The organism is Burkholderia ambifaria AMMD, from assembly GCF_000203915.1.
Taxonomy (GTDB): domain Bacteria; phylum Pseudomonadota; class Gammaproteobacteria; order Burkholderiales; family Burkholderiaceae; genus Burkholderia; species Burkholderia ambifaria.
In genome coordinates, this window is record NC_008390.1 from 2,207,282 (window position 1) to 2,221,412 (window position 14,131).

16 protein-coding genes are annotated in these 14,131 nt (G+C 65.1%); 5 read left to right on the forward strand and 11 right to left on the reverse strand.

What is annotated here, in order from left to right; all coding sequences use genetic code 11:
* Positions 1-13 precede the first annotated feature (13 nt).
* The 4 genes from trbF to BAMB_RS10145 are packed head-to-tail and all read left to right on the forward strand — an operon-like array spanning position 14 to position 3,256.
* Positions 14-718 carry a conjugal transfer protein TrbF gene (trbF, locus tag BAMB_RS10130; RefSeq protein ID WP_011657252.1) on the forward strand — a complete coding sequence of 235 codons (705 nt, stop codon included), beginning with the start codon at positions 14-16 and terminating at the stop codon, positions 716-718.
* A complete protein-coding gene (trbG, locus tag BAMB_RS10135) occupies positions 715-1,719 on the forward strand; it encodes a P-type conjugative transfer protein TrbG (RefSeq protein ID WP_011657253.1) in 1,005 nt (334 codons plus the stop codon). The genes trbF and trbG overlap by 4 nt, the downstream gene beginning before the upstream one ends.
* A gap of 2 nt (positions 1,720-1,721) precedes the next feature.
* Entirely contained in the window at positions 1,722-3,005 is a 1,284-nt protein-coding gene (locus BAMB_RS10140) for a TraB/TrbI/VirB10 family type IV secretion system protein (RefSeq protein WP_011657254.1), read from the forward strand.
* Complete coding sequence (locus tag BAMB_RS10145) at positions 3,002-3,256, forward strand: DUF2274 domain-containing protein (protein ID WP_011657255.1); 255 nt, start codon at positions 3,002-3,004, stop codon at positions 3,254-3,256. Before BAMB_RS10140 ends, BAMB_RS10145 begins: the two co-directional genes overlap by 4 nt.
* Here the strand turns inward: BAMB_RS10145 and BAMB_RS10150 are convergent.
* From BAMB_RS10150 to BAMB_RS10160, 3 genes are all read right to left on the reverse strand, one after another.
* Positions 3,245-3,865, reverse strand: a complete 621-nt coding sequence (locus BAMB_RS10150) for a hypothetical protein (RefSeq protein WP_011657256.1) — start codon at positions 3,863-3,865, stop codon at positions 3,245-3,247. The genes BAMB_RS10145 and BAMB_RS10150 overlap by 12 nt on opposite strands.
* 89 nt (positions 3,866-3,954) lie before the next feature.
* Positions 3,955-4,947: an IS5 family transposase gene (locus BAMB_RS10155; protein ID WP_011657257.1), complete on the reverse strand. Its 993-nt coding sequence runs from the start codon at positions 4,945-4,947 to the stop codon at positions 3,955-3,957.
* A gap of 49 nt (positions 4,948-4,996) precedes the next feature.
* Positions 4,997-5,584: a hypothetical protein gene (locus BAMB_RS10160; protein ID WP_198488759.1), complete on the reverse strand. Its 588-nt coding sequence runs from the start codon at positions 5,582-5,584 to the stop codon at positions 4,997-4,999.
* Positions 5,585-5,603: 19 nt separating this feature from the next.
* On the opposite strand from BAMB_RS10160, the gene BAMB_RS33630 reads away from it, so the two are divergent.
* Positions 5,604-5,990, forward strand: a complete 387-nt coding sequence (locus BAMB_RS33630) for a helix-turn-helix transcriptional regulator (RefSeq protein WP_011657259.1) — start codon at positions 5,604-5,606, stop codon at positions 5,988-5,990.
* A gap of 8 nt (positions 5,991-5,998) precedes the next feature.
* Here BAMB_RS33630 and BAMB_RS10165 read toward each other — a convergent pair whose 3' ends face one another.
* From BAMB_RS10165 to BAMB_RS10195, 8 genes are all read right to left on the reverse strand, one after another.
* Entirely contained in the window at positions 5,999-6,523 is a 525-nt protein-coding gene (locus BAMB_RS10165) for a helix-turn-helix transcriptional regulator (RefSeq protein WP_011657260.1), read from the reverse strand.
* A 3-nt stretch (positions 6,524-6,526) separates the two neighbouring features.
* Positions 6,527-6,802, reverse strand: a complete 276-nt coding sequence (locus BAMB_RS33635; RefSeq protein WP_011657261.1) for a hypothetical protein — start codon at positions 6,800-6,802, stop codon at positions 6,527-6,529.
* Between the two features lie 63 nt (positions 6,803-6,865).
* Positions 6,866-8,122 (reverse strand): tyrosine-type recombinase/integrase, encoded by a 1,257-nt coding sequence (locus BAMB_RS10170; RefSeq protein ID WP_011657262.1) that lies wholly within the window; start codon positions 8,120-8,122, stop codon positions 6,866-6,868.
* 301 nt (positions 8,123-8,423) lie between these two features.
* Entirely contained in the window at positions 8,424-10,043 is a 1,620-nt protein-coding gene (gene guaA, locus BAMB_RS10175) for a glutamine-hydrolyzing GMP synthase (RefSeq protein WP_011657263.1), read from the reverse strand.
* A gap of 107 nt (positions 10,044-10,150) precedes the next feature.
* Positions 10,151-10,750 (reverse strand): hypothetical protein, encoded by a 600-nt coding sequence (locus BAMB_RS10180; RefSeq protein WP_011657264.1) that lies wholly within the window; start codon positions 10,748-10,750, stop codon positions 10,151-10,153.
* A 6-nt stretch (positions 10,751-10,756) separates the two neighbouring features.
* Positions 10,757-12,217 carry an IMP dehydrogenase gene (gene guaB, locus BAMB_RS10185; protein ID WP_006755813.1) on the reverse strand — a complete coding sequence of 487 codons (1,461 nt, stop codon included), beginning with the start codon at positions 12,215-12,217 and terminating at the stop codon, positions 10,757-10,759.
* 265 nt (positions 12,218-12,482) lie between these two features.
* On the reverse strand, positions 12,483-13,304 hold the full coding sequence (locus BAMB_RS10190; protein WP_011657265.1) for a DUF2182 domain-containing protein: 822 nt from the start codon (positions 13,302-13,304) through the stop codon (positions 12,483-12,485).
* Positions 13,305-13,334: 30 nt separating this feature from the next.
* On the reverse strand, positions 13,335-14,099 hold the full coding sequence (locus tag BAMB_RS10195; RefSeq protein ID WP_011657266.1) for a DUF899 domain-containing protein: 765 nt from the start codon (positions 14,097-14,099) through the stop codon (positions 13,335-13,337).
* Positions 14,100-14,131 lie beyond the last annotated feature (32 nt).

A 14,131-nucleotide genomic window follows, 5' to 3' on the forward strand; every position in this document is an offset into this window, starting at 1 on the left:
AGGAGAACTGACCATGCGATTTAAACGACCGCAGGTGCGCTATGCCGATACGCCGCAGCCTGCCACCCCATATCAAGCTGCCGCCCAAGTGTGGGACGAGCGCATCGGCTCGGCCCGCGTACAGGCGAAGAACTGGCGGCTGATGGCCTTTGGCTGCCTAGTGCTGGCCTTGCTGATGGCCGGCGGCCTGGTGTGGCGTTCGGCGCAGTCCATCGTGACGCCCTACGTCATTGAAGTCGATCAGTCCGGCCAGGTGCGTACCGTGGGCGAAGCCGCTACGCCGTACCGGCCCGCCGATGCGCAGATCGCGCATCACCTGGCGCGCTTCGTGACGCTGGTGCGTTCGCTGTCCATCGACCCCATCGTCGTGCGGCAGAACTGGCTCGATGCCTATGACTACACCACCGACAAGGGCGCGGCCGTGCTCAACGACTACGCGAGCAAGAACGATCCGTTCGCCCGCGTCGGCCGCGAGTCGGTGACGGTGCAGATCACCAGCGTCACGCGCGCGAGCGATGCCTCGTTCAACGTCCGCTGGACGGAGCAGCGGTTCGTCAATGGCGTACCCGCTGGCACCGAACGCTGGAATGCCGTGCTTTCCATCGTCCTGCAAACCCCGCGTACCGAACAGCGCCTGCGCAAGAACCCGCTGGGGATCTACGTCAACGGCCTGTCGTGGAGTCGCGAACTGGATTCTTCCGAAGGAGCCAAGCCATGAACTTGCCTTTCCGCTTTTACGCTTTCGTGCTGATGTTCGCGGCCATCACGTCGTCATTGCTGGGCTGCGCCTCGCAGGGCAAGCCGCCGCCGTCCATCTCGCTCGATGAGCCGGTGCAGGCCCAGCCGTTGCCCGAACTGCCCAAGCCGGTCGAAGTCGTCGCCGTGCCCGAGCCGCTGGCGCTGCCGGCGCAGTTGAAGCCGCTGCCGGAGGTGGGCGAGGCAGCGCCCGTGCCCGAGCCGGCCGACGAGAAGGTGCGCGTCTCGCGCGCCAATGCCGAGGCGCGCATCGCGCCGACCCGCGAGGGCTACGTCAACGCGATTCAGGTGTGGCCGTATAGCGACGGCGCGTTGTATCAGGTCTATGCCGCGCCGGGGCGCGTCACCGTGGTTTCGCTCCAGCCCGGCGAGGAACTTGTCACCGTCGCCGCTGGCGATACCGTGCGCTGGATCGTCGGCGACACGTCCAGCGGCAGCGGCGAGGCGCTGCGCGTCAATGTGCTGGTCAAGCCCACCCGCTCGGGCCTGAAGACCAATCTGGTCATCACCACCAGCCGGCGGACGTACTTGCTGGAACTGACCTCAACGGAAAAGGCATGGATGGCGTCGGCGTCATGGGACTACCCAAAAGACCGGATGCTGGCCTTGCAGCGTCAATCGCAGGCGGCCAGCGCCGCCGCGCCGGTCGATACCGGCCTGGCACTGGAGAAGATCCGCTTCCGCTACGCGATCAGCGGCAGCAATCCGCCGTGGAAGCCGCAGCGGGCCTTCGATGATGGCGAGAAAGTCTATATCCAGTTCCCGCCGGGTATCGCCCAAGGCGAACTGCCGCCGCTGTTCGTCATTGGCGCGCAGGGTGATGGTCAGCTCGTCAACTACCGTTTCCGTTCGCCGTACTACATCGTGGATCGCCTCTTTGGTGCGGCTGAACTGCGCTTGGGCGGCGATGGTAGTGACGTGGTGCGGATCGAGCGCACAGACGGCGTGGCGCGGAGGAACTGACCATGAGCCAGGACGACACTCCCGACCTCGCCGCGCCGCAGGCGGCGGGCAAGATCGCGCCCGAGGCGGTGGCGCTGCGCGCCCTGCCGCGCCCGGTCACGCGCCTGAATCGGCGCACGCTGGCCATCCTCACCGGCGGCCTGTCGGTCGCCGTACTCGGCGCGCTGATGTGGTCGCTGCAACCACAGCGGCGCGGGGCCAACGAGCAGGCCGAGCTTTACAACGTGGATCGCGTCTCCAAGTCCGAAGGATTGGACGCGCTGCCGGCGGATTACTCCAAGCTGCCGTCGGCCTTGCCACCCACGGTACCCGAGCTGGGGCCGCCGCTGCCGGGCGATCTTGGCCCGGCCATCGTCAAGTCGCAGCAGCCGGTGACGGCCGCCTATGCGGCCCCTGGCAACGACCCGAACGATGCGCTGCGCAAGGAAGCCGAAGCGGCCGCGGGTTCATCGGTGTTCTTTCGCTCTGGCACGCAGAAGGCCGCGCCGGTGGCGCAGTCGCAGGCTACCGCCGCGCCGGGCTTCGCTGCCAATGCGGCGTTCGACCCGATGGCGGCCGGGCCAGCCTCCACAGCGGCGCAGCCCGCCGACCTGACGGCGGTACAGAACCGGCAAGACCAGAAAGAGGCATTCCAGAAAGCCGGAACCACGGAAACCCGTAATTCCGGCAACCTGGCCCTGCCGGCTTCGCCGTATCAGGTGATGGCCGGGACGGTCATCGCCGGTGCGCTGGTGACGGGCATCAAGTCGGATTTGCCGGGCGATGTGATCGCCACGGTGACGGAGCCGGTCTATGACACGGCCACCGGGCGCTTTCTGCTGATCCCGCAGGGTTCACGCATCCTGGGCCGCTACAACAGCCAGGTCAGCTACGGACAAAGCCGCGTTCAAGTCGTCTGGAACCGGATCATCCTGCCCGACACGTCTTCGCTGACGCTCGACAACTTGGTCGGAGCCGACCCGGCTGGCTATGCCGGGCTGGAAGATGACGTGGACTACCACTGGGGCCGCATCTTCGCCGGCGCGGCGCTGACCACGCTGCTGGGCGTCGGCGCCGAGCTGGCCGCGCCCGAGAACCGCCAGGACGGCGACCGCATCATCATCGCCGGGCGCGACAGCGCGCAGGACAGCATCAACCAGGTCGGCCAGGAGCTGACCCGGCGCAACATGAACATCCAGCCGACGCTGACCGAGCGGCCGGGCCTACCGGTTCGCGTCATCGCCAACCGCGACTTGGTACTGCGGCCCTACCAGCCATTGTTCTTCAACAAAGGGACTTCGCGATGACGACGCGCAAGCTGCGGCTCGGGCCGCTACCGAAAACGGAATCCACGAAGCTGACCTTTGCCTGCCCGGCCAGCCTGAAAGCCGACCTCGACCGCTACGCCGCAGTACACGCGCAGGCGTATGGCGAGGCGGTCGATGCCGTGACACTGATCCCGCACATGCTTGAGGCGTTCATCGCGGGCGATCGGGGATTCAGGAAAGACTCGCCCCCTGCTATCCCGAAGCCGCCGCTGCGGAACTCACCCCCGTAGTTCAAGCGCGTGTCGCTGCCGAGTGTCGACGGGCGTCTTCACGTAGCTGATTCCCGGATTTCCAAGAACTGCCACCAGCAACCGGCACACCATCGCCTGCATTTGCAGTGTGGTGTTGCCCGGATCTGCTGCGGGCTGGTTGCCACCGTAGATCGAAAAGCCCAGCGGTCCATCGAAGAACAAGGCTTCATGAACGGTGTCGTTTCGGATGACGGATAGCGACGAGGGAGTCGCCTTGTCGCTCTTGGCCCAATCGGGTACGGGCATATCGAATTTTTCGCACATCCACTGGACGCGCCCCGCATGTGGCACAGAAAGCTTCTGTGCCTCCTTGACTACGACGAGCTTGAAGCAGGCGTCCAGTGCCATGTAAAGGTATTGGAACTGCTCGAAGGGAAGGCTATGCGGATACTGCGCCAGGAACAAGGCATGGATGACAGCCGCAACGCGCTTGGGCGCACGTGGATCGCCGCCTTCCGAGTCCAGGTAGTCCAGCGCTAACTCGATGACGTCAGCCACAGTGCAGCGAATCAGGGCGAAATCAACAAGCACCCCAGATTTAAGGATGCGCTGATCAATGCCCGCTGCCGGGCGTGCTGAACGACGCATAGCGCGAAGTCAAGGCGAAGCCCGTCAGTTGATCGCTGCGCAGGTTGCGCAGCAGCTTTTTCGGGTGCTTTGCACCTGTCCGAGGCCGCTCAGCACGCTCGAGACGCACCTCGGGCATAGAGGGCCAACAGCGACCTCTTGGCGATCACCAGGTTGGCCAGGCCGAACAGGCTGAACAACTGCGCCGTGTTCTTGGCCAGGCCCCTGTAGCGGACCTTCTTGTGTCGGAACAGGTTCTTGATCACGTGGAACGGATGCTCGACCTTGGCTCGGATGCTCGCCTTCAGTTGTTCTGCCTGCTCGAGCAGCTGTGCCCATTGGCGGGTCAGGTCCAACTGCCTTCGCTTGCCCGGTTGCATCGCCACGTGCCAGTGCGGCCTTTGCGCTTCCTCGCGCTTGTGCACGCCGCGGTAGCCGGCATCCCCATGGGCGGCCATCTCATCGCCATGCAGCAGCGCACCGGCCTGCGTCACATCGTTGACGTTGGCCGCCGTGCCGACCACCGTGTGTACCAGGCCCGACTCGGCATCCACGCCGATGTGCGCCTTCATCCCGAAGTGCCACTGGGTGCCCTTCCTGGTCTGGTGCATCTCGGGGTCTCGCGCATTACCTTCGTTCTTCGTCGAACTCGGCGCCGCAATGATGGTGGCGTCCACGATGGTGCCCGCACGCATGAGCAGGCCCTGCTCGGCCAGATGAGCGTTGATCTCATCGAATAGCGCCTTGGTCAGGTCGTTGACCAGCAGCAGTCGCCTGAACTTGAGCAGCGTGGTGGCGTCAGGCACCGACTCGCGCGACAGGTCGATGCCCACGAAGTCGCGCAGGGCCTGGCTGTCGTACAGCGCGTCTTCCAGCGCCTCGTCGGCCAGGCCGTACCACTGCTGCAGGCAGTACATGCGCAGCATGCGAGGTACGCCCACCGGCTGGCGGCCCACGCGTCCACTCGTGGGATACAGCGGCTCGATCACGGCGATCAAGCGCGCCCAAGGCACGACGCGTTCCATTTCGGCAAGAAACTTCTCGCGCCGCGTGCGCTTCTTCTTCATCGCGTACTCGGCGCTGGCAAAGCTGCGTTGACTCATGTCGTTCCTGCTGCGGTTCCCGATGCCTTCACGCATGCATGCGGCATGCCTAGTGCGGCAGATTGATCAGCGTTTCCTTAATGGGCGTCGCATCAAGAAAGCCCGCCTCCGTTGTCGTCAGCCGCATACCGAAAAAGAAAGAGAAACACCACACCACGAAATCGAGCTCTTCTCGGCTCCTGCCTTCATGCAGCGTCAGGACATGGGTCTTGGGCAGGCCGAAGACCCGGGCGTTGTACGGCATCGAGCGAACGTTTCCGCTCATGAAGTCCCGCTGCTGCTGCGCACCCGGATAGATCCAGTCCTTGAGGGCGTTGGGGTCCCCGGTAACGGTGGCCACGCTACTTTCGTGATCAGGAAGCGTCTGGACGGAGAAGCGGCCGGTCGCGATGTCGCAGGGCTTGGGGTAGTAACCGAACTCCATGGCAATCCCATTGAGCGGCGCTTTGAGTGGTTGCTCCATCACAGTGCAGGTGGCCTCATGAACTTTGTTTCGTGAATTATCTAAAACGACCATGCTCTGACCGAACAATTCATGGGCAATTTTTGTGAGCCAAGTTGGATGGCACCCTCCCCGCTTCGCCCCAGCGAGTTGTTCCGATTGCTGACGATAGTCACCATAGATCCATACGAACACAGTGCCTTAGGAACCTTCGATGCCCGCTCACGTTCATTGCACCGATGCAGGCGATACCGCCTTGCCGCCGAAAGCATCCATTCCTTATCCGGGTACGGATGGGTACGAAGACCTTCCGCAGTTTTCGGCCAAACTTCCCCTCCCCTTCCGCCGCACCATTCGCCGCCAAGATTTGCACCAGATCGTCCCTTTGGCGGACACGACGATCTATGGAATGGAGCAACGTGGCGAGTTTCCACGCCGATTCAATCTGACCTCGCGCTGCGTTGTCTGGGATCTGGAGGAAGTCGAAGCTTGGATCGAAGCTCGCAAGCAGTCCTCTCGATCCGGTGCTATCACCAGGTCCAACGGACCTGATGTCAGGCTACGTAAGCGCCGACCCGTGCGCGATGTAGCTTCGACGTAGCAACGTGGCTAGGCGATCAGCAGTTTGAGCTCTCGCACCGCTGCCACGGGCAGTCGGTGAATTTCCTTGGTCAGATTAACTTCCAACGCTGCACGCGCGGTTTCCAGCATCTTTCGCTCAACGGCATAGCCCCCCTTCTCTTCCAGCCAGCCCAGCACTTCGGCCAAGTGCCAGATCGAGGCGCTGCCCTCGTGCACCGGTGCTGGAAAAGTCGCAGCATGAGAAAGCATCACCTTACGCATTGCTTGGCGCGACACGCCCACCAATTCGGCGACATCGGTCAGCCCAACGAAATCCGGTGCCGCCTCCACGAGCTTCGCCAAGGGGACAGCACGCCTCACGTCGGCCAGCGCACTGCGCACCGCGGCCTGCGCGTTCTCAGCTTCGCGGGTGAACTCAAGCGCCAAGCGACCCGGCTGCCCGATACCCACCAAGGCGTCATCACAGCCGGCACTGCCGAGACGCTCGACCAGCACATCCGGATCACTGTCGTGCTCGGCGAGCTGGTACTTCAGAATGAAGGTGTATTCCATGGATCAGTCCTCAGATGACGATTCAGCTTCGTTTCGTTGCTGATGGATCGTGCAGTTGTCCACGACCCGCCGCAGCGCTCGGGCATGATTGCCAGGGTTCTTCGGCGTGCTCCACACGCTCGTAATGCAGAACTCGCCGCAGCGGCACTCATCGTCGTTGTAAGGGCAGTAAATCTTGCCCCAGGCATGACTGCCGCCGACCGTGACGCGCCAGCCCTGCCTTTCCGCATGCTTGAGCGCATCTTCGACCTCCTTCTTTGGATGAGCGGAACGGGCCATTCAAGGTTTCCAGTATGGGGATGAATCGTCAGGTTGTCAACTGACAACCTGACGTGAAGTGACTCAGACCGATGCGCTCAGCACCGGCACGACCGTATTGCTCGGCAACAACGTGGGCGCGTATGCGCCACCCTCCACCCAGGCATCGACCATGTTGGCCCACTCCTGCAGCATGTGACGGCGCGGCTCGGCGTATTCGGCCTTGTTGTAGACCGAGCGCGAGGAACGGCCGTCTTCATGCGCCAGGCACTTCTCGATCCAGTCGCCGTTGAAGCCGACCTCGTTGAGCAGCGTCGAGCCGGTGCGGCGCAGGTCGTGCACCGTGAAAGGTTCTAGCGGCAAACCGGCAGCTTTGGCGCGCTCGGACACGATCTGGGTCACGCGGTTGAGCGTCGCCTTGGACATACAGCGGTCGGCGTCGTAGCGCGACGGCAGGACGAACTTCGACCCCGCTGCGCAAGTGTGCAGCGCAACGAAGATGTCCACGGCCTGGCGGGACAGATAGACGACGTGCGGGTTGCGACCCTTCATTCGTGATTTTGGAATCGTCCAGGTCGCGTTCTCGAAATCAACCTCGGCCCATGTCGCCTCGATCAATTCGCTCTTGCGTACCAGCGTCAACAGAATCATGCGCAACGCCAGGCGAATGGTCGGATAGGTGGCCACCGATTCCATCTGCCGGTACATCAAACGGATTTCCATCGGTGACAGCGCTCGATCCTTGGGCACGAAGGTCGCGATCGAAGCCGCGCCCACGCCATCGGCCGGGTTGTCGACCTTCTCGCCGTGCAGGATGGCGAAGGCGTAGACCTGCTTCACGATATCGCGCACGTGGACGGCTGTGGCGGGGGCGCCGCGAGCCTTCACCTTGTTGCACAAGGCGCGCAGGTCGTCGGAGCTGACTTCGTTTAGCAGCCGGTTCTTGAACGCCGGCAGGATGTCCCGATCAACGATGCTCTTGCGCATCGCACGCGTGCTGTCGGCCATCTTGGCGTCGGCAAGCCATCGGGCAGTCATGTCGCCGAAATTCTTGGCAGCGGTCAGCCGGCGCTTCTCGCGCTGCTTCTCGTGCGCCGGGGATCTGCCCTCGGCAACAGCTTTCTTGGCGTCGAGCAGCTTTTCGCGAGCCAAGGCCAGTGAGATGCCGGCCGGCCCGTAACGGCCGATGGTTAGCGTTTCACGCCGGCCGTTGAGACGGTAATCGTAGCGGAAGGTGACGGTACCGGTGGGCGATACCGTCACGTACATGCCGTCACGGTCGGAAGCCTTGTAAGTCAGGGACTTAGGCTTGAGGTTGCGCAGTGCGGTGTCGGTAAGCATCGAGGTTTTTCCTCCTGTTCTTGACGGCTTTTGCCGTCAGGGGTCAGGAGACCTGCTGATGCCTGGAAAGCCGCATGAAACAAGCTTTCCAGAGGAGACATTTACCGTCAAAGACCGGTTTGGTCTCAATAGTAAACGGGAGGGTCATAATCCGACCTCCAGTTCTTACCGTCAGTTCTACCGCCAACACGTTTTGCTGGCCGGCGATAGTCACCGATAGCTACCGCGACGTATTTCTTTCTAACTCAATACGTTACGTCAGTTTTTCGATAGCTGGCGATAGTCCCCGAAGGACCCGATTTCACTCCCACTCGATCGTCGCCGGCGGCTTGCCCGAGATGTCGTACACCACCCGGTTGATCCCGCGCACCTCGTTGATGATCCGGTTCGACGCACGGCCGAGCAACGCGTACGGCAGGTGCGCCCAGTGCGCGGTCATGAAATCGGTGGTCTGCACCGCGCGCAGCGACGTCACGTAGTCGTACGTGCGGCCATCGCCCATCACGCCGACCGACTTCACCGGCAGGAACACCGCGAACGCCTGGCTCGTCAGGTCGTACCACGTCTTGCCGACGTCGGCCTCGCCGCACAGGCCGGCTGCCGCGTCCTGCGCCGTCGCGGTCGTGCCGCGCAGTTCTTCGATGAAGATCGCATCCGCGCGACGCAGCAAGTCCGCGTATTCGCGCTTCACTTCGCCGAGAATCCGCACGCCGAGGCCCGGGCCCGGGAACGGATGGCGGTACACCATCTCCGGCGGCAGACCGAGCGCGACGCCCAGTTCGCGCACTTCGTCCTTGAACAGGTCGCGCAGCGGTTCGAGCAGCTTCAGGCCGAGCGTTTCCGGCAGGCCGCCGACGTTGTGGTGACTCTTGATCGTCGTCGCCTTCTTCGTCTTCGTGCCGCCCGACTCGACCACGTCCGGATAGATCGTGCCCTGTGCGAGCCACTTCGCCTTCGACAGCTTCTGCGCTTCGGCCTGGAACACCTCGACGAATTCGCGGCCGATGATCTTGCGCTTCGCTTCCGGATCGGTCACACCGGTCAGGTGGCCGAGGAACTGCTCGGATGCGTCGACGTGCACGACCTTCGCATGCAGGCGGCCCTCGAACATGTCGAGCACCATCTTGCCCTCGTTCAGGCGCAGCAGGCCGTGGTCGACGAACACGCAGGTCAGCTGGTCACCGATCGCGCGGTGGATCAGCGCAGCCGCGACGCTCGAATCGACGCCGCCCGACAGGCCGAGAATCACTTCCTCGTCACCGACCTGCTCGCGAATCTTCGCGACGGCTTCCTCGATGTGGTTGCTCATGATCCAGTCGGGCTTCGCGCCGGCGATCTGCAGCACGAAGCGTTCGATGATCTGGCGGCCCTTCACCGTGTGCGTGACTTCCGGGTGGAACTGCACCGCGTAGTAGCCGCGCGCCTCGTCGGCCATGCCGGCGATCGGGCAGCTCGGCGTCGACGCCATCAGCGCGAAGCCCGGCGGCAGCTCGGCCACCTTGTCGCCGTGGCTCATCCAGACCTTCAGCATGCCGTGGCCTTCGGCCGTCGTGAAATCCTCGATGCCGTCGAGCAGGCGCGTATGGCCGTGCGCGCGCATTTCCGCGTAGCCGAATTCGCGGTGGTCGCTCCACTCGACCTTGCCGCCGAGCTGCACGGCCATCGTCTGCATGCCGTAGCAGATGCCGAGCACCGGCACGCCGAGATCCCAAACGGCCTGCGGCGCGCGCAGTTGATGGTCTTCGTACGTGCTCGCGTGGCTGCCCGACAGGATCACCGCCTTCGGCGCGAACTCGCGGACGAACTCGTCGGACACGTCGTTCGGGTGGATTTCGCAGTAGACGTGCGCTTCGCGCACGCGGCGCGCGATCAGTTGGGTGACTTGCGAACCGAAGTCGAGAATCAGGATTTTGTCGTGCATGGCTGCGGACGGGATGAAGAGAATAAGAAAAGCAGCGCATGAAGCGCTGCGTCAATAACATGGACAACGGCGTCGGGCGGCAGGCGGCTCGCGCGACGCATCGCCGGTCAATCCCGCGACGGCGGGCGCGCGTCGAATGCGACGCTGCCTGACAATCGGTCGGATGCGGCCGGCGTGGCTGCCGCGGCCGGCGCCGCAGGCGCGACCGGACGGCCGACGACCGGTTCGACCCGCTGCTGCGGTGCGGACGCCGGCGCCGGTTCGGCCGGACGCTTCGCGTCCCGGGCCTCGAGCACCAGCGCCTTCTCGCGCCGCCGCACGGCCGATGCGAGCCGCACGCCGCCGAGGCCAAGCACGATCAGCGCAACACCGGCCAGCGCCGACAGCACGCGGCCGGCCGCCGCGAGCGCGGGACCGTTTCCGGTGCCGAACGACCACACGACCGTCAGCACGCCGATCAGCCAGTTCACATGGCCGACCACGCGCGCGACGGGCGTCGTGAGTTCGCCGTTGACCGCCGCATGGAACGCGAGCCACGCGAGCCCGAGCAGCGCGATGCCGAACGCCTGGCCGAGCATCGCCGGCTGGATGTTCGCGAGTTGCAGCGCATTGAACAGCGCCTGCCAGGGTGTCAGCACGAACAGCACGCCGAACCCCAGCAGCAGCATGGCATCGACGATCAGCACGGCTCGCAGCAGCGGTTTCATCGGCGATCAGTCCACGTGGTAGTTCGGTGCTTCCTTCGTGATCTGCACGTCGTGCACGTGCGACTCGCGCATGCCGGCCGCAGTGATCTGGACGAATTCGGCCTTGTCGTGCAGCTCGTCGATCGTGCGGCAGCCGCAGTAGCCCATGCTCGCGCGCACGCCGCCGACCAGCTGGAAGAGGATCGCGTTGACCGAGCCCTTGTACGCGACGCGGCCTTCGATGCCTTCCGGCACGAGCTTGTCGATGTTCGCGGAGTTGTCCTGGAAGTAGCGGTCCGCCGCGCCGTCCTTCATCGCGCCGACCGAACCCATGCCGCGATACGACTTGTACTGGCGGCCCTGATACAGGAACACGTCGCCCGGCGCCTCTTCGGTGCCCGCGAACATGCTGCCCATCATCACCGCGTTCGCGCCGGCCGCGAGGGCCTTCGACACGTCGCCCGAGAAACGCACGCCGCCGTCGGCGATGCACGGCACGCCGGTGCCCTTCAGCGCGTCCGACACGTTCGCGATCGCGCTGATCTGCGGCACGCCGACGCCCGCGACGATCCGCGTCGTGCAGATCGAGCCCGGGCCGATACCGACCTTGACCGCGTCCGCGCCGTATTCGACGAGCGCCTTCGCGGCAGCGGCCGTCGCGATGTTGCCGCCGATCACCTCGACGTGCGGGAAGTTCTGCTTGACCCAGCGCACGCGCTCCAGCACGCCCTTGCTGTGACCGTGCGCGGTATCGACGACGATCACGTCGACGCCGGCCTGCACCAGCAGCTCGACACGCTCTTCGTTGTCGGGGCCGACGCCGACCGCCGCGCCTGCGCGCAGCTTGCCGTGTTCGTCCTTGCACGCATCCGGGTGTTCGGTCTGCTTCGTGATGTCCTTGACGGTCATCAGGCCGCGCAGTTCGAACGCGTCGTTGACGACCAGCACGCGCTCGAGGCGGTGGCTGTGCATCAGCGCCTTCGCTTCGGCGAGCGGCGTGCCTTCCTTGACCGTGACGAGACGCTCGCGCGGCGTCATGATGGACTTGACCGGTTCGTCGAGGCGCGATTCGAAACGCAGGTCGCGGTTCGTGACGATGCCGACGAGTTGCGGGCCTTCGACGACCGGGAAGCCCGAGATGCCATGCTGACGCGACAGCGCGATCACGTCGCGCACCTTCATCTGCGGCGGGACCGTGATCGGGTCGCGCACGACGCCCGATTCGAAACGCTTGACTTTCGCGACCTCGCGGGCCTGCTCGGCCGGCGTGAGGTTCTTGTGGACGATACCCACACCACCCTGCTGCGCCATCGCGATCGCAAGGCGACCTTCGGTGACCGTGTCCATCGCGGCGGACACGAGCGGCATGTTCAGGGAGATGTTGCGGGTCAGCTTGGTCTTCAGGCTGGTGTCACGCGGGAGAACGTCGGAGAAGGCGGGAACGAGGAGCACGTCATCGAAAGTGAGTGCTTTTTGGATCAGACGCATGGCAAATCCTATGGGCGCAAAAGCGAATTATACGCGAAGCGCTGCGAATTTTCACAACACGAACAACGGGTTAGCCGTCGCCGAGCGTTCGGGGGCCGAATCGTTCGGATCGCCGTTCGGTTCGTTTTCGATCGCTTTTCGTTTCACCCGGGCATCGACCCATTCGCGCAGCCGGCCGGAATTCGGGCCGATGGAGCGTCGTTGCCGTACGACGCGGCAACCGACGGCGCCCCCGCTCGATGCGCGTTGGCGGCCGCGAGCACCGCTAGGCGAGCCCCGCCGCGGCGCACGCGATCATCATTGCGCCGGCGCCGGTGGCGACGCCTCCGACGATCCGCGCGATGCGCTCGCCGGCCGGAACCAGCCGCTCGGCCGCGATGGCCACCGTCACGACCGCCATCACGCGTAGATCCATCATGCCGGCCGCCAGCGCAACGGCCATCAGGTTCCCGCAGCAGGCGCCGCACCGCAGGGCGGCCCGCACGCCGTGCCGCCACGCGGCGCCGGCACCTGCCCGCCGCGCACCTTCGTCGTCCGGTGCACGCCGGCAGCAGGCAAGCCGGCGCAGCTTCCAGCCGGAAAACTGCAGCACGCCGGCGCCAAGCATGACCGCGCCGGCAGCAAACGGCATTGCGGCAGCAAGTGCGGACAGCCGCGTGGCGGCCGCCGCCAACGCGGCACCGACGGGAAACACCACCGCACCGACCGCCATCCACACCGAGAAATACCCGGCGCCCGCAATCGCGACGAACCATGCCGCACGCGCGTCGCCCACCGGGCCGAGGCTTTGCCGGTATCGCCAGAGCACCGGCGCCAGCACCGGCAGCATCATCGTCACCGTCATCGCGCCCCACATGCCGGCGAACCCGGCGAACGCGTCCCCTGCCCGCCATCCGCACGGCCTGAGCCACCCGGCCGACAGCGTCCAGCCGCCCGCCATCGGCATGCCGCCGATCGCGTCCATCGCTGCGTGCTGCGCGAGCGTCGCCCACACGGCGGCGGCGAACACCGCGGCGAGCGCGGCACCGAACGCGAGCCGGCCGCCGCCCGCAGCGCCGGTCGCAGCCGGTTTCGTCGCGATGTCCATCACTCGCTCCCGTTGCGGTTCGGCCCGCGCTCAACCGCGTGCGTATTCGTCATGACGACGCCACCACACGCCGGTCTCGTTGCGCCCGAGCGGCGCGCGATCGAGCCACTGGTACATGCCCCACAGTCCGTCGAGCCCGCGCGCGTAGGTCGAATACGTATGATAGACGACGCCGTCCTCGCGCACGAACGCGCTCATCCCCGGCCGGTCGAGCGAGTACGTGGCGGCGTCGGTACCGCACGTCGCCGCGAACTGCGCGACGGCGGCAGGCGGGGGGTCCATGTCCATCGCGTGGCCGGCCCGCGCGTAGTTGTATTCGACGTCGCCCGCGCGCTGCTGCGCTTCGGTGAACGACACGTTGAAGTCGAAATTGAACTCACCGCCGTCCGACGATGCCCACGGAAAGCGCCAGCCCATCCGCTGCCGGTACGCGAGCAGCTTCGCGAGCGGCGCCCGCGACACCGCGGCGAGCGTCACGTCGTGGTTCGCGAGGTGGACCGCAAAGCCGTCGAAGCCATCGGCCAGCGCCGAGCACGACGGGCAGCCGGCCTTGTAGTCGGGGCCGAACATGAAGTGATAGACGAGCAGTTGCGAGCGGCCGCCGAACAGATCGTCGAGCGTCGCCGGGCCGTGCTCGGTATCGAACCGGTAGGTCTTGTCGACGCGCACCCACGGCAGCGCCTGGCGCCGCCGCGCGAGCTCGTCGCTCTGCCGTGTCAGTGTCTTTTCCGCGTCGAGCAGCGCGCGGCGCGCGGCCAGCCATTCGGCGCGTGTTCCGGTGAGATGGGTCGTCATTGCGGGTTCCTCCTTGGGACAGGGATCCGGGC

Bases quoted from the DNA above. Each gene is read 5' to 3' on its own strand.
- BAMB_RS10155 (WP_011657257.1), bottom strand. From the start codon at position 4,947: ATGAGTCAACGCAGCTTTGCCAGCGCCGAGTACGCGATGAAGAAGAAG.
- BAMB_RS10150 (WP_011657256.1), bottom strand. From the start codon at position 3,865: ATGCGTCGTTCAGCACGCCCGGCAGCGGGCATTGATCAGCGCATCCTT.
- guaB (WP_006755813.1), bottom strand. From the start codon at position 12,217: ATGCGTCTGATCCAAAAAGCACTCACTTTCGATGACGTGCTCCTCGTT.
- trbG (WP_011657253.1), top strand. From the start codon at position 715: ATGAACTTGCCTTTCCGCTTTTACGCTTTCGTGCTGATGTTCGCGGCC.
- BAMB_RS33635 (WP_011657261.1), bottom strand. From the start codon at position 6,802: ATGGCCCGTTCCGCTCATCCAAAGAAGGAGGTCGAAGATGCGCTCAAG.
- trbF (WP_011657252.1), top strand. From the start codon at position 14: ATGCGATTTAAACGACCGCAGGTGCGCTATGCCGATACGCCGCAGCCT.
- BAMB_RS10195 (WP_011657266.1), bottom strand. From the start codon at position 14,099: ATGACGACCCATCTCACCGGAACACGCGCCGAATGGCTGGCCGCGCGC.
- BAMB_RS10180 (WP_011657264.1), bottom strand. From the start codon at position 10,750: ATGAAACCGCTGCTGCGAGCCGTGCTGATCGTCGATGCCATGCTGCTG.
- BAMB_RS10170 (WP_011657262.1), bottom strand. From the start codon at position 8,122: ATGCTTACCGACACCGCACTGCGCAACCTCAAGCCTAAGTCCCTGACT.
- BAMB_RS10145 (WP_011657255.1), top strand. From the start codon at position 3,002: ATGACGACGCGCAAGCTGCGGCTCGGGCCGCTACCGAAAACGGAATCC.
- guaA (WP_011657263.1), bottom strand. From the start codon at position 10,043: ATGCACGACAAAATCCTGATTCTCGACTTCGGTTCGCAAGTCACCCAA.
- BAMB_RS33630 (WP_011657259.1), top strand. From the start codon at position 5,604: ATGCCCGCTCACGTTCATTGCACCGATGCAGGCGATACCGCCTTGCCG.
- BAMB_RS10165 (WP_011657260.1), bottom strand. From the start codon at position 6,523: ATGGAATACACCTTCATTCTGAAGTACCAGCTCGCCGAGCACGACAGT.
- BAMB_RS10140 (WP_011657254.1), top strand. From the start codon at position 1,722: ATGAGCCAGGACGACACTCCCGACCTCGCCGCGCCGCAGGCGGCGGGC.
- BAMB_RS10190 (WP_011657265.1), bottom strand. From the start codon at position 13,304: ATGGACATCGCGACGAAACCGGCTGCGACCGGCGCTGCGGGCGGCGGC.